This is a genomic window from Janthinobacterium sp. CG3 (genome assembly GCF_000344615.1).
Lineage (GTDB): Bacteria > Pseudomonadota > Gammaproteobacteria > Burkholderiales > Burkholderiaceae_D > Janthinobacterium.
This window is the reverse complement of record NZ_KB467824.1, coordinates 3,975,078-3,996,402: the sequence shown is the minus strand read 5'-3', so window position 1 is coordinate 3,996,402 and position 21,325 is coordinate 3,975,078. Positions and strand designations below refer to the sequence as shown.

Genomic DNA, 21,325 nt, shown 5'->3' with positions numbered 1-21,325 from the left:
GCCGCCGCACACGCCGCACTGCGCGCCGAGACGGCGGCCATGAAGCCAGACTCGTCAAATGGTTCATCGCCACCGCCGCCACGCTCAGCGGGTGGCGTTGGCCATCGCCGGGCGGGTCCCCTCACCGCCGCCGCTAAAAATCCATGCGCGCCTGCGCCGCCTGGGTGTCGCCGAATAGTTCCAGCAGCAGTTTCTTGATCGGCGCCGGCAGCGGCGCCTGGCCGATGGCGGCGCCGTCGTACCAGACGTGGCCCGACTCGCCGGCCAGGTCGAGGCGGCGCGCCAGCGCGATGCGGCACGGCGCGATGTGCAGCTTGTAATGCGTGAACACGTGGGTGATCGGCAGCAGGCGTTGCTGCGACTCGATCTCGCCGAACTTGCCGACCGCCAGCGTGACGGCGTCGTGGTCGACGGCCGGCGCGGCGCCGCCGTCGAGCGGCGCGTGGCCGTCCAGCTCCGGCAGCGACAGCAGGCCGCCCCAGATGCCGCTGCCGGGCCGCTGTTCGAGCAGCACCTGGCCGCGGTCGATGATCACCAGCATGGTCGCGTGCTTTTCCGGGCTGGTCTTTTTCGGCTTGCGCACCGGCAGTTCCTTGACCCGGTCGGTGGCGAAGGCAACGCAGCGCGGTTGCAGCGGGCAGCGCTGGCAATCCGGGCTGCTGCGCGTGCACAGGGTCGCGCCCAAGTCCATCAAGCCCTGGGTGTAGGACTCGATGCCCGTCAGCGGCAGCAACGCCTCGGCGCGTTGCCACAATGCCTGCTCGATCTTTTTTTCGCCGGGATAGGCGTCGATCCCGAAGACCCGCGCGAACACCCGCTTGACGTTGCCGTCCAGGATGGCGGCGCGGGCGCCGCTGGAAAACGCCGCGATCGCCGCCGCCGTCGAGCGGCCGATGCCGGGCAGCTCGGCCAGCAGCAAAGGGTCGTGTGGAAACACGCCGTCGTACTCGTCCACCACGCGCCGGGCGCACTTGTGCAGGTTGCGCGCGCGGGTGTAGTAACCGAGGCCGCTCCACTGCGCCATCACGTCCTCGACCGGCGCCTCGGCCAAGCTGCGCAGCGTCGGAAAGCGCGCCAGGAAGCGCGCGTAATATCCCAGCACGGCCGCGACCTGGGTTTGCTGCAACATGATTTCCGACAGCCAGACCAGGTAGGCGTCGCGCGTGTTTTGCCAGGGCAGGGCGTGGCGGCCGTGGACTTGCTGCCAGCCGATCACGGTGGCGGAAAAGCCGGGGTCGGCCAGGGCGGCGGCGCTGGCCGCGTCGTGCCGCAACGGCGGCGGGTGAAGCAAATTTTTCATGTCCTTGTTCGTCTCGTTTTCTCGTGTGGACGCGGCTGCCGGGGCGGCGCTCAGGCGGCCGCGTCGAGGACCGCGCCGCGCGCGTCGATGGCGGCGCCGATCGCGCCCACCAGTTCGCCGAGGCGGATTTTTTGTTGCTCCAGCTCGAGCAGGCCGGCCTCGAACGCGTCGATTTTCTGCTCCAGGCTGTCGGTGGCGTCGTGGATGCGCTGGATCGACGCCAGCCGGTGTTTCAGCTGGTCCTTGTGCTGGCGGATCTGCGCCTCCAGCGGCGCCATGATCACCTTCAGCCAGGCGTCGGCGTCGTCGTTGGCGGCCTTGAAGCTTTTGCGCACGCGCGAGGCGATCGAGTCGAAGAATTTCTCCATCAACACCACGCGGCTGGTCGTGATCAACGTCGCGGTGCCGAACTGCTTGTGGTAGACCGCCTCGATTTCGCCGATTTCCCGGCGGTAGCGCTCCAGCGAAAACGGCATCGGCAGCGCCAGCGCCAGCCCGTGTTCGGCGGCGAACTTGCGGTACATCACCCCCATCATCTCGGAGATTTCCACCGTCTTGCGCTCCGATTGCGCGAGGTTGTGCTTGATGCGCTCGAAATACTGCCGCACGGCCTCGCGCACGCCGGTGAAAAAGCGGCTGCGCCGCATCGCCTCGCGCACCTGGTCGATGTCGTCGCGCACGATGTCCATGCCCAGGCTGGTGTACAACTCGGTCGACAAGCGGGTAAACACCGAGCGCGTCGCCTGCAGCTTGAACAGGCTGCTGTCGAACTCCTTTTTCTCGACGTCGATGCGCCGCATCATGTGCGCGATCACGCTCTGGTTCTTGCCGCGCAGGCTTTTCAGTTCGTGCAACTGCTCGACGATGCCGCGGATGCGCGCCGCCACCAGCGCCTGCTGCGCCGTGTCGATGGCGCGCAGGTCGTCGGCCAGTTGGCCGCGCACGATGTCCTTCTTGGCCGGGATTAGCTCGTCGAACAGGGCCCGCTCGAGCGCCTCCAGGCCGCTCTTGGCCAGCAGCGCCGGGTCGCCGTTGATCTTGCCCACCAGCGCCTTTTGCGCCGACACCGGAAACACCTGGCGCGGGGCTAGCGCCAGCATGTGCGCGGCGCCGGCCTGCTGGCGCGCAATGTCGGCGTCGACCTCGGCGTCGCTGCGCAACTCGTCCCACATGCTGTCGATCTTGTTGAGCACCACCAGGCGCCCGGCGCCGCCGCCGATGTGGTTGCGCCACACCTCGATGTCGCTCTTGGTCACGCCGGTGTCGGCGGCCAGGATGAACAGCACCGCGTGGGCGTTCGGAATCAGGTTCAGCGTCAACTCCGGCTCGGTGCCGATGGCGTTCAAGCCGGGCGTGTCGAGGATCACCAGGCCCTGCTTGAGCAGCGGATGCGGGAAGTTGATGATGGCGTGGCGCCACAGCGAAATCTCGACCATGCCGCGCTCGTCGAGCACCGCCGCGGCGTCCGGGTCGTCGGCGTCGTACAGGCCGTAGCTCTGCGCCTCGGCCACCGTCACGCGCTTGCTCATGCTAACTTGCCTGAGCGTTTCCTGCAGCGAGCCGGCCGCGTCCAGGTCGAGCGGCAGCGCGGTCCAGGCGGCGGCGTCGTCGCGGTAGTCGCTGGTCGACAGGTTGCGCGCCCGCGTCTCGATCGGCAGCAGGCGGATCGACGGCGGCTGGGCCGGGTCGTACAGCAGCTCGGTCGGGCACATCGTGGTGCGCCCGGCCGCAGACGGCAGGATGCGCTGGCCGTAGTCGGCGAAGAAGATGGCGTTGATCAACTCCGATTTGCCGCGCGAGAATTCGGCGACGAAGGCGATCGACAGCTTGTCGTCGGCCAGCCGGGCCAGCGCGCGGCCCAGGCGCAGCTCGGTGGCGCCGTCGGCCAGGTCGGCCGCGCCGACCCAGTCCTGGTACCGCCGCAGCGCCGCGACGACGCCCTGGCGCCATGCGCTGTATTGTTCCAAGTCCCTGACCATCATGCTCGCCACGCCTCCATTCGCATCTTATTTTTGGCAGTTGACGCAATAAAACGTCGAGCGCTGCCCCTGCTTGATCTGGCGCACCGGCGCGCCGCATACCCGGCAGGGCGCGCCTGCACGATCATAGACGAAATAGCTCTGCTGGAAATAGCCCGTCTGGCCGTTTACGCCAATAAAATCGCGCAGCGTGCTGCCGCCCTGGGCGATGGCCGCCGCCAGCACCTCGCGGATGGCCTGCGCCAGTTTGTCGTAGCGCGCCAGGCCGATGCGCCCGGCCGGGGTTTTCGGGTTGATGCCGGCCCGGAACAGGCTCTCCGAGCAGTAGATATTGCCCACGCCGACCACGATGTCGCCGGCCATCAGCACCTGCTTGACGCTGGCCCCGCGTCCGCGCGTTTTCTTGTACAGCAACTGGCCGGAAAAGCCGTCCTCGAGCGGCTCCACGCCGAGGCCGCGCAGCAGCAGGTGCTGGTCGACGCCGCCGTCGCGCGCGTCGTGCCACAACACGGCGCCGAAGCGCCGCGGATCGGTCATGCGCAACACCTGGCGGCCCTGCGCGCCGTCGACGACGAGGTCGAAATGGTCGTGTTTTTGCGCCTCAATGCCCGGCGGCAGCACGCGCAAATGGCCCGACATGCCCAGATGGATGATCAAGGTGCCGTGCTCGAAGGCCAGCAGCAGGTACTTGCCGCGGCGCCCGGTCAGGCCGATGGTGCGCCCGGCCAGCTGGCGCGCCAGGTCGGCCGGAAACGGCCAGCGCAGGCCGGCGCGGCGCAGCACCACCGCCTGCACGGCGCGGCCTTCAAGATGCGGCGCGACGCCGCGCCGGGTGACTTCAACTTCGGGCAATTCTGGCATGGCAAACTCGAACTGGGGTGGAAACGCCGGCTTGCGGCCGGGACGGCGCATATTTCGTTACGCGCGCGCACGCAATGGATGGGTTGGGCGTAGAATCATCGCTTACCCGTACAGCCAGGAACGCCTTTTGAAAAACGCTTTCGCCATTGTAACTCTCTGCGCCCTGATGTCGGCGTGCGCCGTGGTGGCGCCGCAGCGCCAGGCGCCTGTCGCGCCCGCGCCGGCGCCGCCGGAGGAGGACGGCGCCGCCGGCGAGGCGACGTCGGCGTCGACGCGCGCGGACGAGGTCCTGCCCAGCCTGGAGCTGAGCGCCGACCTGTTGTACAAGCTGACCAAGGCCGAACTGGAGTTCAAGGGCGGGCGCTGGCAGGGACCGTTTGTCACGCTGATGAGCGTGGCCCAGCAAACCCGCGACCCGCGCATCGCCCACCGCGCCGCCGAAATGGCGCTGACGGCCAAGCAGGGCGGCGAGGCGCTGGCGGCGATCCGGCTGTGGCGCGAACTGGCGCCGAACTCGGAGGAGGCCAGGCAGTATTTCCTCGGTTTCGTCGTGCTCAGCGAGCAGATGGGCGAGGCCGAGCCGATCTTCAGCCAGCGCTTGAGGGACGCGGCGCCGGCCGCGCGCGCGCTCAACATGTTCCAGATGCAGCAATTCCTGACCCGCGCGAAAGACAAGGCGGCCGCCTTCGCGATGCTCGAACGGGTGCTCGCGCCCTATCTGGCGATGCAGGAAAGTCACCTGGTGCTGGCGCAAAGCGCCCACGCCAAGGGCGATCGCGAACGCGCCGAGCGGGAGGCGCGGGAGGCGCTGCGCATCAAGCCCGACTCGGAGCTGGCGGCGCTGACGCTGGCGCAGGTGGCCGGCAACGCGCAGGCCGCCGACGAGGTGCTGACGGCGTTCCTGAAGGCCAACCCGGGGGCGCGCGAAGTGCGCGCGGCCTACGCCCGCTTGCTGATCGAGCAGAAGCAGTTCGAGCCGGCGCGCGGCCAATTCCAGATCCTGCTCAAGGACCAGCCCGACAACCTGGCGACGCTGTACGCGCTGGGCATCATCTCGATGCAACTGGGCGACGGCGGCGCCGCCGAGGCGCACTTCAAGCGTTTCCTGGCGGTGCTGGCGGCCAAGCCGAGCGACGAGCGCGACCCGGCCAAGGTGCAAATGATCTTGGCCCAGCTGGCCGAGGACCGGGGCGACCACGCCGGCGCGCTGGCATGGCTGGACCAGGTCGACGGGCGCGACGCGCGGCCCTACTTCGAGGCCAGGGTACGGCGGGCCCAGCTGATGGCTAGGCACGGCGACCTGGACGGCGCGCGCAAGGTGCTGGCCGACATCAAGACCGACGAAGCCGAGGAGCAGGCGCAGCTGTTCCAAACCGACGCCCAGTTGCTGCGCGACGGCGGCTACGCCCAGAGCGCCTTCACGGTGCTGGAAAACGCGCTGATACGCTTCCCGGACAATGCCGAACTGCTGTACGACTTCGCGCTGCTGGCGGAAAAGCTGGGCAAGCTCGAGGTCATGGAAACGAGTCTGCGCCGCGTCATGGCGCGCAGCCCGGACAACCACCACGCCTACAACGCGCTGGGCTACTCGCTGGCCGAGCGCAACGTCCGCCTGCCGGAGGCGCTGGCGCTGATCGACAAGGCGCTGAAGATGGCGCCGGGCGACCCTTTCATCATGGACAGCATGGGGTGGGTGCAGTTCCGCCTCGGCAACCTGGAGCAAGCCGAGGAACTGCTGCGGCGCGCCTACAGCTTGCGCAGCGACCCGGAAATCGCGGTCCACCTGGGCGAAGTGCTGTGGCAGAAGGGCGACAAGGCCGACGCCGAAAAACTCTGGCGCGAAGCCGGCGCCAAGGACCCCAAGAACGACGCCTTGAAAAGTACGCTGGCGCGGCTCAACTTCAGCTTGTAGACTGGCGCCGCCGGCGCCACGGGTTTGCCAGGCTTGCGCGGCGTTTTTCACTTCTTAATTATTACGGTCCCTTATGTCCCTGCCCATCGCCCGAAAAAACCTTGTTGCCGCCGGCTTTGCCTGCGCGCTGTTGTCGGCCTGCGCCACCACCGGCGCGCCGCCGTCGGCGCAGCCGGTGGCGGCCTACCGCGACAGCGTCGAGCTGGCCGGGCGCCTGTCGGTGAACTACCAGCGCGACGGCAAGCCGGAGTCGCTGTCGGGCAAGTTCGTCTGGCGCCAGAGCGGCCAGCGCATCGACGTTAGCCTGGCGTCGCCGCTGGGCCAGACCATCGCCGTCATCGGCGTCGCGCCCGGCCTGGCGACGCTGACCCAGGGCGGCCAGGCGCCGCGCACTGCCGCCGACATCGACAGCCTGAGCGCGCAGGCGCTGGGTTGGCCGCTGCCGGTGTCGGGCCTGCGCGACTGGCTGCAGGGTTACGCGCTGGACGCCGACGGCCGGCGCTTCGCCGCCTCGCCGCTGCGGGCCAGCGTCACCACCGGCGACGGCTGGCGCCTGACCTTCGTCTCGTGGCAGGACGGCGCCACGCCGCGGCCGAAACGCATCGACGCCGAGCGCGGCGCCGGCGCCGGTTCCGAAGCGGTGGCCATCCGCATCGTCATCGACCCGGTCCAGCCGTGAGCGCGCCCACCAATGCGGGTACGCCGCTTGCCGGCCTGCGCGATTGCCCGGCCCCGGCCAAGCTGAACCTTTTCCTGCACGTCAACGGCCGCCGCGCCGACGGCTACCACTTGCTGCAAACCGTGTTCCAGCTGGTCGAGCGCGGCGACGTGCTGCATTTCCAGCTGCGCGGCGACAGCGCGATCCGCCGCGTCACCGACCTGCCCGGCGTGCCGGAGCGGCAAGACTTGATCATCCGCGCGGCCACGCTGCTGCAGGCCGAGGTGCTGCGCCGCAGCGGCGCGCTGCCGCCCGGCGTCGACATCGAAGTCGAGAAGATCCTGCCGATGGGCGGCGGCCTGGGCGGCGGTTCGTCCGACGCCGCCACCGCGCTGATGGCGCTGAACCAGCTATGGCGGGCCGGCCTGACGCGCGCCGAGTTGATGGCGCTGGGCCTGCCGCTGGGCGCCGACATTCCGTTCTTCATTTTCGGTGAAAGCGCCTTCGCCGAGGGGGTGGGGGAGGCGTTGCGCGCCGTCGTCACGCCGGATTGTTGGTATGTCGTCATCGAACCCGGCGTCGCGGTGCCGACCGCCGCGATATTTTGCGCCGAAGATTTGACACGGGACACAAAACTCGTCACAATAGCGGACTTTTCCAGGCACCTCATGTTGCAGCGCGACGTGGGCGAATTTGGCGAAAACGATTTGCAGCAAGTGGCAAGCCGCTTATTCCCGCCGGTAGCAGAGGCGATAGAATGGCTGGGGCGCCACGGCAAGGCCAGGATGACTGGCTCCGGCGCTTGCGTGTTTTGCGCGTTTCCCAGCGCAAGCGCAGCCGATGCGGTGCTCGGCAAGGTGCCCGCGGTCTGGGTCGCCTGGAAGGCGAAAGCGCTGAGCCGCCATCCTCTGGAGAGAATGTTGCAAATGTTGTAAGCAGGAAAAATAAATTTGGCTTTACGTTGAATAGGCGCTAGAATACTGGCCATGACGGAAAGCAGTCAGTTGCGTAGGGGAATCGCCAAGCTGGTTAAGGCACTGGATTTTGATTCCAGCATGCGAAGGTTCGAATCCTTCTTCCCCTGCCATTAGTTGCTCCTGCAAATCTGTCGATGCGAAGTCAGCGTCCAGTCAGGGCAAGATAGGTGTACCCGCAAACGCGGTCCATCCTAAACACAGCGCAGCCGGGCCTTTGCCCGGCTTGTGACTTTTCAAGATTCAACGCTTACCTCTTGGGACTCCTCCATGGCTTACGAAAACCTGATGGTTTTTACCGGCAACGCTAATCCGGCTTTGGCAGAAGGGGTCGCAAAAAACCTCGGCATCCCCCTCGGCAAGGCCAATGTGACGAAGTTTTCCGACGGCGAAGTCATGGTCGAGATCAACGAAAACGTGCGCGGCAAGGATGTCTTTGTATTGCAATCGACCTGCGCCCCGACCAACGACAGCCTGATGGAAATCATGCTGATGGTCGACGCCCTGAAACGCGCATCCGCCGGCCGCATCACCGCCGCGATCCCGTATTTCGGCTACGCCCGCCAAGACCGCCGCCCGCGTTCGGCGCGCGTGGCCATTTCCGCCAAAGTCGTCGCCAACATGCTGGAAAAAGCCGGCGTCGAGCGCGTCCTGATCATGGACTTGCACGCCGACCAGATCCAAGGCTTCTTTGACATCCCGGTCGACAATATCTACGCCTCGCCGATTCTGCTGGGCGACCTGCAAAAGAAAAACTACCAGGATTTGCTGGTGGTCTCGCCCGACGTCGGCGGCGTGGTGCGCGCCCGCGCGCTGGCCAAGCGCCTCGGTTGCGACCTGGCCATCATCGACAAGCGCCGCCCGAAGGCGAACGTGTCGGAAGTGATGAACATCATCGGCGAAGTCGAAGGGCGCAATTGCGTGATCATGGATGACATGGTCGACACCGCCGGCACGCTGACCAAGGCCGCCGAAGTGTTGAAGGAACGCGGCGCCAAGAAAGTCGTCGCGTATTGCACCCACGCGGTCCTGTCCGGCCCGGCGATCGAGCGCATCAGCGCCTCGTCGCTGGACGAGCTGGTCGTCACCGACACGATTCCGCTGTCGGAAGCGGCCCTGGCCTGCGGCAAGATCCGCCAACTGACCTGCGCGCCGCTGCTCGCGGAAACGTTCAAGCGCATCATCAAGGGCGATTCGGTCATTTCGCTGTTCATCGACTAAACACCGGGAACACCGGCAGTATGTTAGCGGCGCGGCCGGCAGATTTGCCGGTTGCGCCGCTGTAGTTTCCACCGTCTTCTTGGGCGCGGCTGCCGCGCCCATTTCCCGAAGTCTCCTGGTCGCGGGGGACTTCACAACGCGCGGCGCAAGCCTCGTTCTTTTTGGAGCAACACATGAAAGTTATCGCATTTAAACGTGAACTGCAAGGTACCGGAGCGAGCCGCCGCCTGCGTATTTCCGGCCAAACCCCAGGTATCGTCTACGGTGGCACCGAAGCCCCGGTCAAGATCTCGCTGGACCACAACGCGCTGTACCACGCGCTGAAAAAAGAAGTCTTCCACTCGTCGATCCTGGAATTGGAAATCGACGGCGCCACCCAGCAAGTTCTGCTGCGCGACTTCCAAGTCCACGCGTACAAGCAACTGGTTCTGCACGCCGACTTCCAGCGCGTCCTGGCCGACCAGGCTATCCAGATGAAAGTGGCGCTGCATTTCACCAACGCCGACGTCTCGCCTGCCGTCAAACTGCACGCCGCCACCATCAGCCACGTGCTGAACGAAGTGGAAGTTTCCTGCCTGCCAGGCAACCTGCCAGAGTTCATCACCGTTGACCTGTCGACCATCGACGTCGGTCATTCGATCCACCTGGCCGACCTGACCCTGCCGGAAGGCGTTACCGTGATCGCCCACGGCAAGAACCAAACCGTTGCCACCGCCCTGGTGCCGGCTGGCCACGTGTCGGCCGAAGCCGCCGCTCCTGCTGAAGGCGCTGCCGCTGCTCCAGCCGCCAAAAAAGGCAAGAAGTAATACTCGACGAAGCGGCCGCCTGGCGGCCGCATCGATAAAAAACCCGCCTGGCGGGTTTTTTATTGCCCGTTTTCCGCCATAATCGCATTTTCCTCTCCCACTATCCCATGCCCATTCGCCTGATCGTCGGCCTCGGCAACCCCGGCCCCGAATACGAACAAACCCGCCACAACGCCGGCTTCTGGCTGGTGGACCAGCTCGCCAATAGCCTGCCCGGCGCGCGCCTGCAGCGCGAATCGCGTTTTAACGCGCTGGTCGCGAAAACCGCGGTCGGCGGGCGCGAAGTGTGGTTGCTGGAGCCGCAAACCTTCATGAACCGCTCCGGCCAGTCGGTCGGCGCGCTGGCGCGCTTCTACAAGATCGCGCCCGACGAGGTGCTGGTGGTGCACGACGAACTCGACCTGGCGCCCGGCGTGGCCAAGATGAAGAAGGGCGGCTCGGCCGGCGGCCACAACGGCCTCAAGGACATCACCGCCGCGCTCGGCACGCAGGACTACTGGCGCCTGCGCCTAGGCATCGGCCACCCGCGTACCACCGCCTCGCAGCAGGCCGTGGCCGACTTCGTGCTGCACCGCCCGCGCAAGGAAGAGCAGGCGCTGATCGACGAGGCGATTGAAAAAAGCCTGCGCGTGCTGCCGCTGGCCTGCGAAGGCAAGATGGACATCGCGACGATGCAGTTGCATACCGCCGCGTAGCCGGCGCCCCCCCCAGCAAGAACGCGAGGCCGGCGCGGCGTTTCCTAGCGCGCCTCGACGATGATCTGGCTCTTCAGGTCGCGCAGCATGCGCTCGACCATCGGGCGCAGGCGCTGGAAGTCGGCCGCCGTGCACACCATGCCGGGCGGGCTGAACACGAGGCGCCGCCGCACCGTCACGGTGTTGCCGGCGCGCGTGTAGTCGGCGCGGTAGTCGAGCCTGTCCTGGCGCAGCGCCAGCGCCGCCGGCAGCGCCAGGATGGCGACCTCGGGGGCGAACTCGAAGCCGCTCTGGTCCTCGCTGTCGACGGCCGGGCAGACGTAGTCCTGGCTGCGCTCCTTTTCCTGCGCCAGCGCCAGCACCGCCTCGGTGACGCCGCCCCAGAAGCTGAACGAGGTGGCGACGCCGGCCTGCCCCGGCAGGTTGGCGACGCTGTCGCTGACCCCGGCAAACACCATTTGATACTCGTCGCCGGCGCCGTCGAGCCGGCCCGGGTCGAGCACGCCGTAGCCGCGCTGGCCGGCGCCCTGCAGCATGCGTTCGACCAGCGCGTCGCGCTCGGCCTGGCCGATGCCGCGCAGCGCCTGCCGGTACGGCTCGGCGCTGGCGCCGGCGCTGGTCTTGGCGACGCGGAACAGGCTGTTGCCGTTCTTGCCAATCTGGAAGGTGATGGCGTTGCGGCTGCGTCCCGGCTGGGCCGCCGGGGTGGCGGCCAGGCGGCCCGTTTTGGTCAGCAACACCGGCTTGCCCAGGTCGCGCTCGGGCAGGTAGCCGGCGGCGATGGCCTCGGCGGTCGGGTCCAGGTACAGGTCCAGGCCGGGCACGTAGGTGATGATATGGTTGAAGATGCCCAGCGTCGGCACGCCGGGCAACTGGAACACGTTGCCGTTGTTGAGCAGCGCGCCGGTGCTGTCGATGCCGGCCGCGCCCAGCAGCGCCTGCAGCAGCGCGGCCTGGTCCTTGCAGTCGCCGTAGCGGCGCGCCAGCACCTCGCCGGCGGCCTGCGGCACCACGCCGCCGGGGCCGATGTACAGCGCGACATAGCGGATGTGCTTGCGCACCCAGTCGCTCAGCGCCAGGGCTTGCTCGCGCGGCGCGGCGCGGCTGGCCGTGAGCTGGCGCGCCAGCGCGGCGATCGCCGGCGTCACCGCGGCGCGCCCGCGCGCGCCGGCCTCGAAGGCGCGCGCGAAGGCGGCGTAGTCGGCGAAGGTCGACACCGCCAGGCGCTTGCCGTAGTCGAGGTAGCTGACCGAATCGGCTTCGATACGCTCGTTGTCGCCCGGCACGTAGTCCCACTGGTAACGCCGCCTGCCCGGCGGGCTGGCCAGCGCCACCGGCCGGAAGCCGCGCGCGTCGGCGTACAGCGGCATCCCGGCCGGCAAGTCGTAGCGCAGGCTGAAGGCCTTGTTGAGGAAAAACTGCGACGACGACAAGTCCTCGAAATGGCCGGGGAAGAGGGCGCCGCTGCGCTTGAGCACATAACGCAGCACCAGCCGGTCGCCCACCGCCACGTCGGGGAAGACGATCACTTTGACGCGGATGTCCTGGAACACCGGCGCCTCGGCCGAGACCGCCTCGTGCTGGTCTTTGATCTGGCCGGGGCCGACGGCCAGGCGGCGCCCGTCCGGCTTCTCGGTGTAGGCGGCGATGGCGTCGACGCTGTCGAGCGTGCCGTTGTAACTGATGTAGTACTGGCTGTGCGGGCCGACCGCGCGTTGCTGCGCGATGCGGCGCTCGTCCTCCACCGTCAGCGTGTAACTGCCGTCGGCCTCGACCACGTACGACTGCGCGAAGCGCTCGATCACCAGCGACGGGTCGGTGCCGCTGTCGTGCGCCGCCGCGGCGCGGCAGGCGGCCGCGAGCAGGGCGGCGGCGAGGCGCCGCGCGGGCGAGAAGGCAAGGCACATGTCGGACTCCTGGGCGGGCGGCGGACGGCGCGCCGGTTCAGGAATGGTAGTTTGGCGGCCGCGACGCCCCTTGAGGCAACGCAAGCGGGCTTGCGGCGGCGGCGCGGCGGCGGCGCTTGCGGCGTAAATCGGCGGCGCCGGCGCATAACTCTTTTGAAGAGAGCCTGCGGGAAGGTTACAATTGACCCCTGAACGCTGCACAACAATACCATTTCCCGAAAATGCGGCCAGGCGCCCCGTTTTCTCTACCAGCACCGCCCCAGCGCCGCCCGCCGGCGCGGTCGTGCTTTGATTATTAAAGGTTTTCCATGAGTCTCCAATGCGGCATCGTCGGCCTGCCTAACGTCGGCAAGTCCACCCTCTTCAACGCCCTGACCAAGGCCGGCATCCCGGCCGAGAACTACCCGTTCTGCACCATCGAGCCGAACGTCGGCGTCGTCGAGGTGCCGGACCCGCGCATGGCGGCGCTGGCCGCCATCGTCAAGCCGGAGCGCTTGGTCAACGCCATCGTCGAATTCGTCGACATCGCCGGCCTGGTGGCGGGCGCGTCGAAGGGCGAGGGCCTGGGCAACCAGTTCCTGTCGCACATCCGCGAAACCGACGCCATCGTCAACGTGGTGCGCTGCTTCGAAGACGACAACGTGATCCACGTGGCCGGCAAGATCAGCCCGCTCGACGACATCGAAGTGATCCAGACCGAGCTGGCGCTGGCCGACATGGGCACGGTTGAAAAAGCCATCCACCGCGAGCACAAGAAGGCCCGCTCCGGCGACAAGGACGCGGCCAAGCTGGTGGCGCTGCTCGAACGCATCATGCCGCATCTGAACGACGCCAAGCCGGTGCGCGCGCTCGGCCTGGACGCCGAGGAAATGGCGCTGATCAAGCCGCTGTGCCTGATCACCGCCAAGCCGGCCATGTACGTCGGCAACGTTTCCGACACCGGCTTCGTCAACAACCCGCTGCTGGACCAGCTGGCCGCCTACGCCGCCTCGCAAAACGCGCCGATGGTCGCCATCTGCGCCTCGATCGAATCGGAAATCGCCGACCTCGACGACGCCGACAAGGAAGCCTTCCTGAGCGACATGGGCATGCAGGAACCCGGCCTGGACCGCTTGATCCGCGCCGCCTACAAGCTGCTCGGCCTGCAAACCTACTTCACCGCCGGCGTCAAGGAAGTGCGCGCCTGGACCATCCACGTCGGCGCCACCGGCCCGCAGGCGGCCGGCGTGATCCACACCGACTTCGAGCGCGGCTTTATCCGCGCCCAGACCATCGCCTACGACGACTTCGTCGCCTACAAGGGCGAAGCCGGCTCGAAAGAGGCGGGCAAGATGCGCGCCGAGGGCAAGGAATACGTGGTCAAGGATGGCGACGTGCTGAACTTCCTGTTCAACGTCTAATTGGATCGCCGCCGAACGGCGGCGGACAATCTAAAAAAACCCGTACATCCTGTGGATGGCGGGTTTTTTTTCTCGTTACCCATCGTGCCGCGGCGGGTAAAGGCTGGCCCTGCTCAGTGCTCAGTGCTCAGTGCTCAGCGGGGAAGGGCTGCGGCGGCGCAGCGCGTCAGGATCACGTGTTTGACGAGCGGCCGGCTGGACTCGCTGAGGTTGCTCAGCTTCACGCGCTGCTTGAACGCGTCGAGTCCGAGCCGGGCCGCGAGTTGGCCCACGCACTCGTCGGCGAACGACGGCGTCAGACTGCGGTGGCGAAAGTCGATGTCAACGGACTCGTGCTCGCGTAACAGGGCCAGCAACTGCGCCCGCGCCTGTGCGCCGGCAGGGCGGGTGGTCAGTTCCCTGGCGAGCTCTTCGATATTGGCGCTAAAAATCGAAATCATCATCACTCATTCCCTCCGGCAGCGGAAAACCATCATAGACAGCACCGATATCCATCTGAACGTCCAGATTCCATTCGATTGCCAATAAAGTACCATTCCACGGCGCGTTGGGGGCATATATTCCTGCATAGCTTGAGGTAAGGCAGAACGCTTCCACCCCGGAGCGCAAATACAACACGCCGTCGTTTTGCTCCAGCAATTTGCGGGCCACCGCCAGCCGCGTTCTGCGCCAGCGAGGCGCGGATACCGATGCCGGTGTCGGCCAGCGCAATCTGCGCTTTTCGCCCTGCGGGCCAGACCTGCGCGCACAGCACGCCATAGACCCCGTCGGTGACCGCGGAGTGCGCGTAGCAATTGCCGAGCATTTCGCGCAGCATCGTGTAGAGCGCATCGATGGTGCGGGCATTGGAGCATACCGACTTGAACAGGGCGACCAGGGCGTCGGCCGTGTTTTCGATGCCGCTCTCGTCCCTGAGCAGTTCAATCGGATAGCGGCCCGCCGCGTGGCGTTGCCTGTCGCCGAAAGGGGATACAATGCCGAGCGCGCCCCACAGGTTCATGGTGTCGGCGTAGGAGCTGATGGCGTCGGGCAGGGCGAGACGGGCGGGGCCGGGGTGGCGCAGACGTCAGCGTAAAGTTAACGGGCAAAAAGAAAGCCGCGAATATCGCGGCTTGCTTTTTGTTGCGCCGGTGTCAGCGGCCCGGCGCGGGCGCCGCCGCGCTTCAGCGCGATCCGCATGGCGCGCAGCCCATGGCGCCGGTCTTGCTGACCGACAAGCGCTGTGCCAGCCGGTTCAACTGCGCGCCCAGTCCCGCCGCAATAGACGGTCGGCGCGCGCCGCTGAAGTCGACCCGGCTGGCCACTTTGTCTGCCTCGATCACCACCAGGCGGCCGGCCGGCACGGCGAAGCTGTCGCCGGCGCTGAGCCAGTAGTCGCCCAGCTCGCCCTCGACGGTGAGCCAGACCCGGCCGCTGGCGATGCGCAGGCTCTGGGCTTGGCCGGCGACGCCGGAGACGGCTTGGCCGGCTGCGATATGAAAGCAGCTGTTTGCGAATAATTCTCTCATGATGGTTACCCGTTCAAGTAGCGCCGGCCCGCCGGATCGAATCTTTCGATCGCATGTATCGGTGCCGGACAAGACCATATTACGTCTTGTGTGCGCCGCAGCAAAATGATAAATTTTCCCTGTCTTTGCTATTTATATTCACATACCGCGATGGCCGTCCCAGGTCGCCTGCACCCCGCGAACGCAAGTTATTTTTGACTGTCCATACTGCTCCGCGCCGCCAAACAACCCCGCGCGCACTTGGGATAGGTCAAGGATGGCTGGCAGACCAAGATGTTACTATGTGAAACTTTCAAAATTAACAATCCGCCGCGTCAACGCTGCGCGGTGTGGGAACCTACATGAGCGATGGACTTCAAAGTTTGCGCGAGCTGATCGCCGGACGCCAGCATAACCGCATACTGCGCCTCTCCTTTCCCGGCAACGACGGGCCATCCTCCCAGCTACTGGTCGACAAACTGGACGCGTTCGAAAGCTTGTCGCGCGATTTCGATTTCACCGTGGAGTTACTGTCGGATAACGCGTGCCTGGAGCTCAAGGACCTGCAAGGCAAGCTCCTGTGCGTGGAAATGGTCCGTTCGAACGGTACCATGCGACACTTTTCCGGCTACGTGTACGAATTCCGCTTACGCCGCGTCGATGGCGCCCTGGCGTTTTACGAGGCCCGGTTGGGGCCTTGGGCGCGCTACTTGAGTCTGCGTAAAGACAATTACCTGTTTCACAACAAGAGCTTGCGCGAACAGACCACGATGATCTTCCAGGATTACGGCACCCATGCCGTCTGGGACTGGCGCGTCATCGGCGATGATGCGCCAATGACGGATGCGTGTCAGTTTGGCGAATCCGATTTCAATTATCTGTCGCGGCGCTGGGAGGCGGCCGGCTGGAGTTATTTCTACGAGCATGCCGCGACGGGCCACCAGCTTGTTCTCATTGACGACACCACCCGCGCGGCGTTGATCGACGGCGGCGCCGACGTTCCCTACCAGCGCCACGGCGGTTCGTACGAGGAAGACGGTATCGGCGAATGGTCCCCGGTGCGCCAGTGGATGCCCGGCAGCGTGGCCGTGGCGCGGTTCGATTTCAAGAATCCGGCCCGGCAGTCGCAGAATATCAGCGCGGTGCCGACCGTGAGCAAGCAGGGCGCCGTGCTGGATATCGAGTCGTATGAATACGCCGGCGCCTACGGCTTCAAGAACCGCCAGGACGGCGACCGCTTGGCCAAGCTACGGATGGAAGAGATGGAAGCGGCCGGCAAACATTTCGAAGGCGCCGGCAACAACCGCTATATGATGCCGGGGCGCTGGTTCCACCTGGTCGGCCATTTCGACGACAGCCTGGCCGTCGGCGAACGGGCCGGGGAGCAGAACGCCTTCCTGATTCTCGAAGTGCGGCACGCGGCAAGCAATAACTATTTGCAGGGCGCGGACGGCCCCGCCGGTTACAGCAACCGCCTGCGCTGCATCCGCAAGGCGATACCATGGCGGCCCGGCCGCAATTTCAACAGCGTCGACACCAGGATCTTGGCGCCGCAGACGGCCAGCGTGGTCGGCCCCGCCGGACCCGACAGCATACACGTCGACAAGTATGGCCGGGTGCGCATCCAGTTCCACTGGGACCGGGTCGGCGAATACGACGACCGAAGTTCGGCCTGGGTGCGCGTCGCCGGTTTATGGGCGGGTAGCGAATTGGGCGCGGCGGCGATACCGCGCGTCGGCTCGGAAGTTTTGGTAGCATGGCTCGATGGTAATCCCGACCATCCGATCATCACCGGCGCCATCCATAACCAGCGCAATATGCCGCCATGGGCGCTATCGACCCAGCAGGCGTTGACGGGCCTGCGCAGCCGCGAGTTGAAGGCCAACGGCGGCAACGCCGCCAGCGGACGCAGCAACCACTTAATCCTCGACGACACCAATGGAAAAATACAGGCGCAGCTAAGAAGCGACCACCAACACAGCCAATTGAGCCTGGGCCACATCACCCGCATCCAGAGCAACGCCGGGCGCCAAGACGCCCGCGGCGAGGGCTGGGAGCTGCGCAGCGACGGCAATGGCGCTTTACGCTCGGGCAAAGGGATGCTGATCTCCACCGAAGCGCGCGCCGGCGCGCAAAGCCACATCACCGACATCGGCGAGCCGTTGCGGCGGCTGACGACGGCGCGCGACCAGCACGAGCGATTCGCCGATTTCGCGCAGCAGCTGGAGGCGCAGGAGAAAAACGCCGACCAGAGCGCGGTGGCCCGGGCCATTAAAGAGCAAAACGAGGCGCTGAAAGGCGGCGGCGAGCAAGGCGAGCTGGCGGCGCCGCATTTGCTGGTGGCGGCCGCCGCCGGCATCGAGGGGACGACGCCGAAAAGCATCCACCTGGCCAGCGGCGAACACACCGCGCTGACCACCGGCGGGCACGTCAGCCTTAGCGTCGGCGAGCGCCTGCTGGCCAGCGTCAAAGGCGGCATCCGCCTGTTCGCGCATCAGATGGGCATGAAACTCATCGCCGCCGCGGGCGTGATTGAAATCAAGGCGCTGACCGACGCGATCAAAATGATCGCCAAGCTCGATATCGAAATCATCAGCACCACCGACAAGATCCGCATCTATTCGACCAAGACCGTTGAAATCGGCGCCGGCGACAGTTTTACGGTGTGGAAGCCGGACAGCATCGTCGACTACACCCAGAACCGCATCACCTTCGCCAATTTTTCGGCGCCCGGGCCAAAAATGATGCCGGGCAGCGTGCCACAACTGCCCGAGGGGAAAATTTGTACCAAGTGCATGCAAAACGCCGCCAATACCGCCGGCACGCTCAGCAAAATCGGCTAACCGCCGCGACGCGCAACCCTTTGTTTTAAAGACGCAATGACACCGACACTCCATTACTTGCTCGACGGCGCCATGGTGGGCGGCGCCGATAGCCGCCTGCCGGCGGCGCTGCCCCATCCGGCCTGGCTGTACCCGCTGGCCGGCCGCGATGACCCCGGCGCGCCGTTCGGCGCCATCCTGCTCGATCCGCAGGCGGCCGCCGCCGCGCAGCAACAGGAGACGCTGCTGGCGTTGCGCCAGGCGGTTCCGTCCGGCTTGCACTGGTCGGTCATCGAATCCGCGCTCACGCCGGCGCAGATGGCGGCGCACCTGAGCCAGTTCACCAAAATCCTGCTGGACGACAGGCAAACCTATTTCTTGCGTTTTACCGATTGCCGGGTGCTGCTGGTCTTGTCCAGCGTGCTAACGGCCGGGCAATGGCGCGCACTGACGGCGCCCATGGCGACATGGGAAATCCATCTGCGCGACGGTAGCCGGCATGCGCTGCCGTTGGGCGGCAGCGACGTCGAGCCGGCCGCCGCGCCCTGGATATTGCGCGACAACCAAGTCGCGGCCTGCATGGACGCGGAGGAAGCGGACATCTTGTTAAACCAGCTTGGCTACACACTCGACAACATGGGCGAAAATATCCACCACTACTGGAACGCCGCCAGACGCTGCGTCGCCGCGTGGCAGCAGGACGGCGCGGGAAACCGGCAGACCTTGTTTTATATTGCGCGCAGGGCGTTCCAGCCGGAAGGAACAGGGCTGCAAGCGAGCGAGCTGAACGCGCTGTTTCTGGCCTCGCCGCCGGTCTGTTGATGGAGGGCGCCCAATGACTATGAAATCCTTGTTGCGATATCTGCAGCGGCTTTGTTACATCGTCGGCGTGTGGATGCTGGCGGCTTGCGCCGGCCCCGGTGGCGGCAGTCGGGCACCAGCCGAAATGATGGGCGTTTCCATTGTCTCAGTGGGCCACATTGGTGGAATGGTTGGTATTCCCAATTTTTATGTTAATGGCGCGTGGGGTGGAAACAGCACCGGTTGGGGAGGTGGAGGAAAGAGAACCTGTTGTGTAAGTTTGCCTAAAATTCCGCAACCGACGTCGGTGACAGTGAAGTGGAAAACTTGCGATATCAGCCACATTGAATTTATCAATGATCGAGCGGTTGATCCGAATTCGAAGTGCAAGTCCGAATGGCACGAGGCCAGCGTTCCGGTGCATTTCACAGTGCCGCCGGGGGATAGTTTTGGTTTGAACATTCATTTTTTGCCGGGCAACAAAGTAGAGGCTTGGTTGGCGAATAAGGGGTTGTTAGCCCCTGACTACCCGGGGCCAAAATATTCGAGTGGTCCCGCCCCGGACTATGCCGTGGAGTAGTTTGGCGCATGCAATTCCAAAGGGGCAGCGATCAAAATGCAATTTGAAAGGGAGAATGCAATGAATGTAATGATGAAATCCACGCTGCGAAATTTGCGATGGTTGTGCTGCTGCGTTGGTTTGCTGGTACTGGCGGCTTGCGCCGGCCCCGGTGGCGGCAGTCGGGCACCCGCCGAAATGATGGGCGTTTCCATTGTCTCAGTGGGCCACATTGGTGGAATGGTTGGTATTCCCGATTTTTATGTTAATGGCTCGTGGGGTGGAAACAGCACCGGTTGGGGCGGGGGCGGCGGAACGACTTGCTGTGTAAATTTGCCTAAAATTCCGCAACCGACGCTTGTGACGGTCAAGTGGAAAACTTGCGATATCAGTCACATTGAGTTTGTCAATGATCGAGCGGTTGATCCGAATTCAAAATGCAAGTCTGAATGGCACGAGGCCAGCGTTCCGGTGCATTTCACGGTGCCGACAGGGAAGAGTTTTGGTTTGAACATTCATTTTTTGCCCGGCAACAAAGTGGAAGCATGGTTGTCCAACAAGGGCGTGGGAAAAGCGGACTACCCGGGGCCAAAATATTCGCGTGGACCCGCCCCGGACTATGCCGTGGAATAGTTTGGAACGTGCAATTCCAAACATACTATTTATGAATAAAGGATAATATTGCTATTTTCGTGAGTGGTAACAATCAGAGTGCAATATAAAGGGAGAACGCGATGAATGTAATGATGAAATTCACGCTGCGAAATTTGCGATGGTTCTGCTGCGGAGTTGGTTTGCTGGTACTGGCGGCTTGCGCCGGCCCCGGTGGCGGCAGTCGGGCACCAGCCGAAATGATGGGCGTTTCCATTGTCTCAGTGGGCCATATTGGTGGAATGGTTGGTATTCCCGATTTTTATGTTAATGGCTCGTGGGGTGGAAACAGCACCGGCTGGGGCGGAGGAGGAAAGACAACCTGTTGTGTAAGTTTGCCTAAAATTCCGCAACCGACGCTGGTGACGGTGAAATGGAAAACTTGCGATATCAGTCACATTAAATTTGTTAATGATCGAGCGGTTGATCCGAATTTAAAATGCAAGTCTGAATGGCATGAGGCCAGCGTTCCGGTGCATTTCACGGTGCCGGCAGGGAAGAGTTTTGGCTTGAACATTCATTTTTTGCCGGGCAACAAAGTAGAGGCATGGTTGTCCAACAAGGGCTTGGGAGAAGCGGACTACCCGGGGCCAAAATATTCGAGTGGTCCCGCACCGGACTATGCCGTAGAGTAGTTTGGAACATGCAATTCAAAATATGCCGTTTATGAGTGAGGAATAATATTTTTATTTTCGAAATTGGTAACAATCAGAATGCAATATAAAGGGAGAACGCAATGAATGTAATGATTAAATCCACGCTGCGAAATTTGCGATGGTTCTGCTGCGGCGTTGGTTTTCTGGTACTTGCGGCTTGCGCCGGCCCCGGTGGCGGCAGTCGGGCGCCTGCCGAAATGATGGGCGTTTCTATTGTTTCCGTGGGCCACATCGGTAGAATGGTTGGTATTCCCAATTTTTATGTTAATGGCTCGTGGGGTGGAAACAGCACCGGTTGGGGCGGAGGTGGCGGAACGACTTGCTGTGTAAGTTTGCCTAAAATTCCGCAACCGACGCTGGTAACGGTGAAATGGGAAAGTTGTGATATCAGTCACATTGAATACAAAAATAATCTAAGAGTTGATCCTGATGCGAGGTGCACACTAGCATGGCATGAGACTAGCGTTCCGGTGCATTTCACGGTGCCGCCAGGGAAGAGTTTTGGCTTGAACATTCATTTTTTGCCGGGCAACAAAGTGGAGGCTTGGTTGTCTAATAAGGGGTTGGGAGAAACGGACTATCCGGGGCCAAAATATTCGAGTGGTCCCGCCCCGGACTATGCGAAGGAGGAATAAA

The 21,325-nt window shown here is 64.4% G+C and carries 20 protein-coding genes and 1 tRNA gene; 14 read left to right on the top strand and 7 right to left on the bottom strand.

Going from position 1 to position 21,325, the window contains the following annotated elements:
• Positions 1-133: 133 nt before the first annotated feature.
• The 3 genes from mutY to mutM are packed head-to-tail and all read right to left on the bottom strand — an operon-like array spanning position 134 to position 4,140.
• Entirely contained in the window at positions 134-1,300 is a 1,167-nt protein-coding gene (gene mutY, locus JANGC3_RS0117620) for an A/G-specific adenine glycosylase (protein WP_051068323.1), read from the bottom strand.
• A gap of 50 nt (positions 1,301-1,350) precedes the next feature.
• Positions 1,351-3,279 (bottom strand): dynamin family protein, encoded by a 1,929-nt coding sequence (locus JANGC3_RS0117615; protein ID WP_026133126.1) that lies wholly within the window; start codon positions 3,277-3,279, stop codon positions 1,351-1,353.
• A 27-nt stretch (positions 3,280-3,306) separates the two neighbouring features.
• Positions 3,307-4,140 (bottom strand): bifunctional DNA-formamidopyrimidine glycosylase/DNA-(apurinic or apyrimidinic site) lyase, encoded by an 834-nt coding sequence (gene mutM, locus JANGC3_RS0117610; RefSeq protein WP_026133125.1) that lies wholly within the window; start codon positions 4,138-4,140, stop codon positions 3,307-3,309.
• A 166-nt stretch (positions 4,141-4,306) separates the two neighbouring features.
• On the opposite strand from mutM, the gene JANGC3_RS0117605 reads away from it, so the two are divergent.
• The 7 genes from JANGC3_RS0117605 to pth all read left to right on the top strand — a co-directional run bounded on the left by JANGC3_RS0117605 (position 4,307) and on the right by pth (position 10,406).
• Positions 4,307-6,052 carry a tetratricopeptide repeat protein gene (locus JANGC3_RS0117605; RefSeq protein WP_017877811.1) on the top strand — a complete coding sequence of 582 codons (1,746 nt, stop codon included), beginning with the start codon at positions 4,307-4,309 and terminating at the stop codon, positions 6,050-6,052.
• Positions 6,053-6,125: 73 nt separating this feature from the next.
• Positions 6,126-6,731 (top strand): outer membrane lipoprotein LolB, encoded by a 606-nt coding sequence (locus JANGC3_RS0117600; protein ID WP_017877810.1) that lies wholly within the window; start codon positions 6,126-6,128, stop codon positions 6,729-6,731.
• Positions 6,728-7,645 (top strand): 4-(cytidine 5'-diphospho)-2-C-methyl-D-erythritol kinase, encoded by a 918-nt coding sequence (gene ispE / locus JANGC3_RS0117595; RefSeq protein ID WP_017877809.1) that lies wholly within the window; start codon positions 6,728-6,730, stop codon positions 7,643-7,645. Before JANGC3_RS0117600 ends, ispE begins: the two co-directional genes overlap by 4 nt.
• 75 nt (positions 7,646-7,720) lie before the next feature.
• A tRNA-Gln gene (locus tag JANGC3_RS0117590) sits at positions 7,721-7,797 on the top strand.
• Positions 7,798-7,954: 157 nt separating this feature from the next.
• The gene (locus JANGC3_RS0117585; RefSeq protein ID WP_017877808.1) at positions 7,955-8,905 is read left to right on the top strand and encodes a ribose-phosphate pyrophosphokinase; all 951 of its coding nucleotides are present in this window, start codon (positions 7,955-7,957) and stop codon (positions 8,903-8,905) included.
• A gap of 173 nt (positions 8,906-9,078) precedes the next feature.
• Complete coding sequence (locus tag JANGC3_RS0117580; RefSeq protein WP_017877807.1) at positions 9,079-9,711, top strand: 50S ribosomal protein L25/general stress protein Ctc; 633 nt, start codon at positions 9,079-9,081, stop codon at positions 9,709-9,711.
• A 107-nt stretch (positions 9,712-9,818) separates the two neighbouring features.
• On the top strand, positions 9,819-10,406 hold the full coding sequence (pth, locus tag JANGC3_RS0117575) for an aminoacyl-tRNA hydrolase (RefSeq protein ID WP_017877806.1): 588 nt from the start codon (positions 9,819-9,821) through the stop codon (positions 10,404-10,406).
• Between the two features lie 44 nt (positions 10,407-10,450).
• Here the strand turns inward: pth and JANGC3_RS0117570 are convergent, their stop codons facing one another.
• Entirely contained in the window at positions 10,451-12,313 is a 1,863-nt protein-coding gene (locus JANGC3_RS0117570) for a DUF3857 domain-containing transglutaminase family protein (RefSeq protein WP_017877805.1), read from the bottom strand.
• Positions 12,314-12,621: 308 nt separating this feature from the next.
• Here JANGC3_RS0117570 and ychF point away from each other — a divergent pair, with 308 nt between their 5' ends.
• The gene (gene ychF / locus JANGC3_RS0117565; protein ID WP_017877804.1) at positions 12,622-13,713 is read left to right on the top strand and encodes a redox-regulated ATPase YchF; all 1,092 of its coding nucleotides are present in this window, start codon (positions 12,622-12,624) and stop codon (positions 13,711-13,713) included.
• A 134-nt stretch (positions 13,714-13,847) separates the two neighbouring features.
• Here the strand turns inward: ychF and JANGC3_RS0117560 are convergent, their stop codons facing one another.
• The 3 genes from JANGC3_RS0117560 to JANGC3_RS30885 all read right to left on the bottom strand — a co-directional run bounded on the left by JANGC3_RS0117560 (position 13,848) and on the right by JANGC3_RS30885 (position 15,221).
• Positions 13,848-14,156: an STAS-like domain-containing protein gene (locus tag JANGC3_RS0117560; protein ID WP_017877803.1), complete on the bottom strand. Its 309-nt coding sequence runs from the start codon at positions 14,154-14,156 to the stop codon at positions 13,848-13,850.
• A 29-nt stretch (positions 14,157-14,185) separates the two neighbouring features.
• On the bottom strand, positions 14,186-14,713 hold the full coding sequence (locus tag JANGC3_RS32810; protein WP_157406707.1) for a hypothetical protein: 528 nt from the start codon (positions 14,711-14,713) through the stop codon (positions 14,186-14,188).
• Positions 14,714-14,876: 163 nt separating this feature from the next.
• Positions 14,877-15,221 carry a DUF2917 domain-containing protein gene (locus JANGC3_RS30885; protein ID WP_017877801.1) on the bottom strand — a complete coding sequence of 115 codons (345 nt, stop codon included), beginning with the start codon at positions 15,219-15,221 and terminating at the stop codon, positions 14,877-14,879.
• Between the two features lie 341 nt (positions 15,222-15,562).
• On the opposite strand from JANGC3_RS30885, the gene JANGC3_RS0117545 reads away from it, so the two are divergent.
• The 6 genes from JANGC3_RS0117545 to JANGC3_RS31705 all read left to right on the top strand — a co-directional run bounded on the left by JANGC3_RS0117545 (position 15,563) and on the right by JANGC3_RS31705 (position 21,324).
• Positions 15,563-18,043, top strand: a complete 2,481-nt coding sequence (locus tag JANGC3_RS0117545; protein WP_035788797.1) for a type VI secretion system Vgr family protein — start codon at positions 15,563-15,565, stop codon at positions 18,041-18,043.
• 36 nt (positions 18,044-18,079) lie between these two features.
• On the top strand, positions 18,080-18,844 hold the full coding sequence (locus tag JANGC3_RS0117540) for a DUF4123 domain-containing protein (RefSeq protein ID WP_081611900.1): 765 nt from the start codon (positions 18,080-18,082) through the stop codon (positions 18,842-18,844).
• A 13-nt stretch (positions 18,845-18,857) separates the two neighbouring features.
• Positions 18,858-19,403 (top strand): DUF3304 domain-containing protein, encoded by a 546-nt coding sequence (locus JANGC3_RS31720; RefSeq protein WP_081611899.1) that lies wholly within the window; start codon positions 18,858-18,860, stop codon positions 19,401-19,403.
• 60 nt (positions 19,404-19,463) lie between these two features.
• Positions 19,464-20,015 carry a DUF3304 domain-containing protein gene (locus tag JANGC3_RS31715; protein WP_198292037.1) on the top strand — a complete coding sequence of 184 codons (552 nt, stop codon included), beginning with the start codon at positions 19,464-19,466 and terminating at the stop codon, positions 20,013-20,015.
• 101 nt (positions 20,016-20,116) lie between these two features.
• The gene (locus tag JANGC3_RS31710; protein ID WP_081611897.1) at positions 20,117-20,668 is read left to right on the top strand and encodes a DUF3304 domain-containing protein; all 552 of its coding nucleotides are present in this window, start codon (positions 20,117-20,119) and stop codon (positions 20,666-20,668) included.
• A gap of 101 nt (positions 20,669-20,769) precedes the next feature.
• A complete protein-coding gene (locus tag JANGC3_RS31705; RefSeq protein ID WP_081611896.1) occupies positions 20,770-21,324 on the top strand; it encodes a DUF3304 domain-containing protein in 555 nt (184 codons plus the stop codon).
• Position 21,325: the final 1 nt, after the last annotated feature.

What these genes read in the sequence shown, in the direction of transcription:
- mutY (WP_051068323.1), bottom strand. Translation starts at nt 1,300, where the DNA reads ATGAAAAATTTGCTTCACCCGCCGCCGTTGCGGCACGACGCGGCCAGC.
- JANGC3_RS0117615 (WP_026133126.1), bottom strand. Translation starts at nt 3,279, where the DNA reads ATGGTCAGGGACTTGGAACAATACAGCGCATGGCGCCAGGGCGTCGTC.
- mutM (WP_026133125.1), bottom strand. Translation starts at nt 4,140, where the DNA reads ATGCCAGAATTGCCCGAAGTTGAAGTCACCCGGCGCGGCGTCGCGCCG.
- JANGC3_RS0117605 (WP_017877811.1), top strand. Translation starts at nt 4,307, where the DNA reads ATGTCGGCGTGCGCCGTGGTGGCGCCGCAGCGCCAGGCGCCTGTCGCG.
- JANGC3_RS0117600 (WP_017877810.1), top strand. Translation starts at nt 6,126, where the DNA reads ATGTCCCTGCCCATCGCCCGAAAAAACCTTGTTGCCGCCGGCTTTGCC.
- JANGC3_RS0117585 (WP_017877808.1), top strand. Translation starts at nt 7,955, where the DNA reads ATGGCTTACGAAAACCTGATGGTTTTTACCGGCAACGCTAATCCGGCT.
- JANGC3_RS0117580 (WP_017877807.1), top strand. Translation starts at nt 9,079, where the DNA reads ATGAAAGTTATCGCATTTAAACGTGAACTGCAAGGTACCGGAGCGAGC.
- pth (WP_017877806.1), top strand. Translation starts at nt 9,819, where the DNA reads ATGCCCATTCGCCTGATCGTCGGCCTCGGCAACCCCGGCCCCGAATAC.
- JANGC3_RS0117570 (WP_017877805.1), bottom strand. Translation starts at nt 12,313, where the DNA reads ATGTGCCTTGCCTTCTCGCCCGCGCGGCGCCTCGCCGCCGCCCTGCTC.
- ychF (WP_017877804.1), top strand. Translation starts at nt 12,622, where the DNA reads ATGAGTCTCCAATGCGGCATCGTCGGCCTGCCTAACGTCGGCAAGTCC.
- JANGC3_RS0117560 (WP_017877803.1), bottom strand. Translation starts at nt 14,156, where the DNA reads ATGATGATTTCGATTTTTAGCGCCAATATCGAAGAGCTCGCCAGGGAA.
- JANGC3_RS32810 (WP_157406707.1), bottom strand. Translation starts at nt 14,713, where the DNA reads ATGAACCTGTGGGGCGCGCTCGGCATTGTATCCCCTTTCGGCGACAGG.
- JANGC3_RS30885 (WP_017877801.1), bottom strand. Translation starts at nt 15,221, where the DNA reads ATGAGAGAATTATTCGCAAACAGCTGCTTTCATATCGCAGCCGGCCAA.
- JANGC3_RS0117545 (WP_035788797.1), top strand. Translation starts at nt 15,563, where the DNA reads ATGAGCGATGGACTTCAAAGTTTGCGCGAGCTGATCGCCGGACGCCAG.
- JANGC3_RS0117540 (WP_081611900.1), top strand. Translation starts at nt 18,080, where the DNA reads ATGACACCGACACTCCATTACTTGCTCGACGGCGCCATGGTGGGCGGC.
- JANGC3_RS31720 (WP_081611899.1), top strand. Translation starts at nt 18,858, where the DNA reads ATGACTATGAAATCCTTGTTGCGATATCTGCAGCGGCTTTGTTACATC.
- JANGC3_RS31715 (WP_198292037.1), top strand. Translation starts at nt 19,464, where the DNA reads ATGAATGTAATGATGAAATCCACGCTGCGAAATTTGCGATGGTTGTGC.
- JANGC3_RS31710 (WP_081611897.1), top strand. Translation starts at nt 20,117, where the DNA reads ATGAATGTAATGATGAAATTCACGCTGCGAAATTTGCGATGGTTCTGC.
- JANGC3_RS31705 (WP_081611896.1), top strand. Translation starts at nt 20,770, where the DNA reads ATGAATGTAATGATTAAATCCACGCTGCGAAATTTGCGATGGTTCTGC.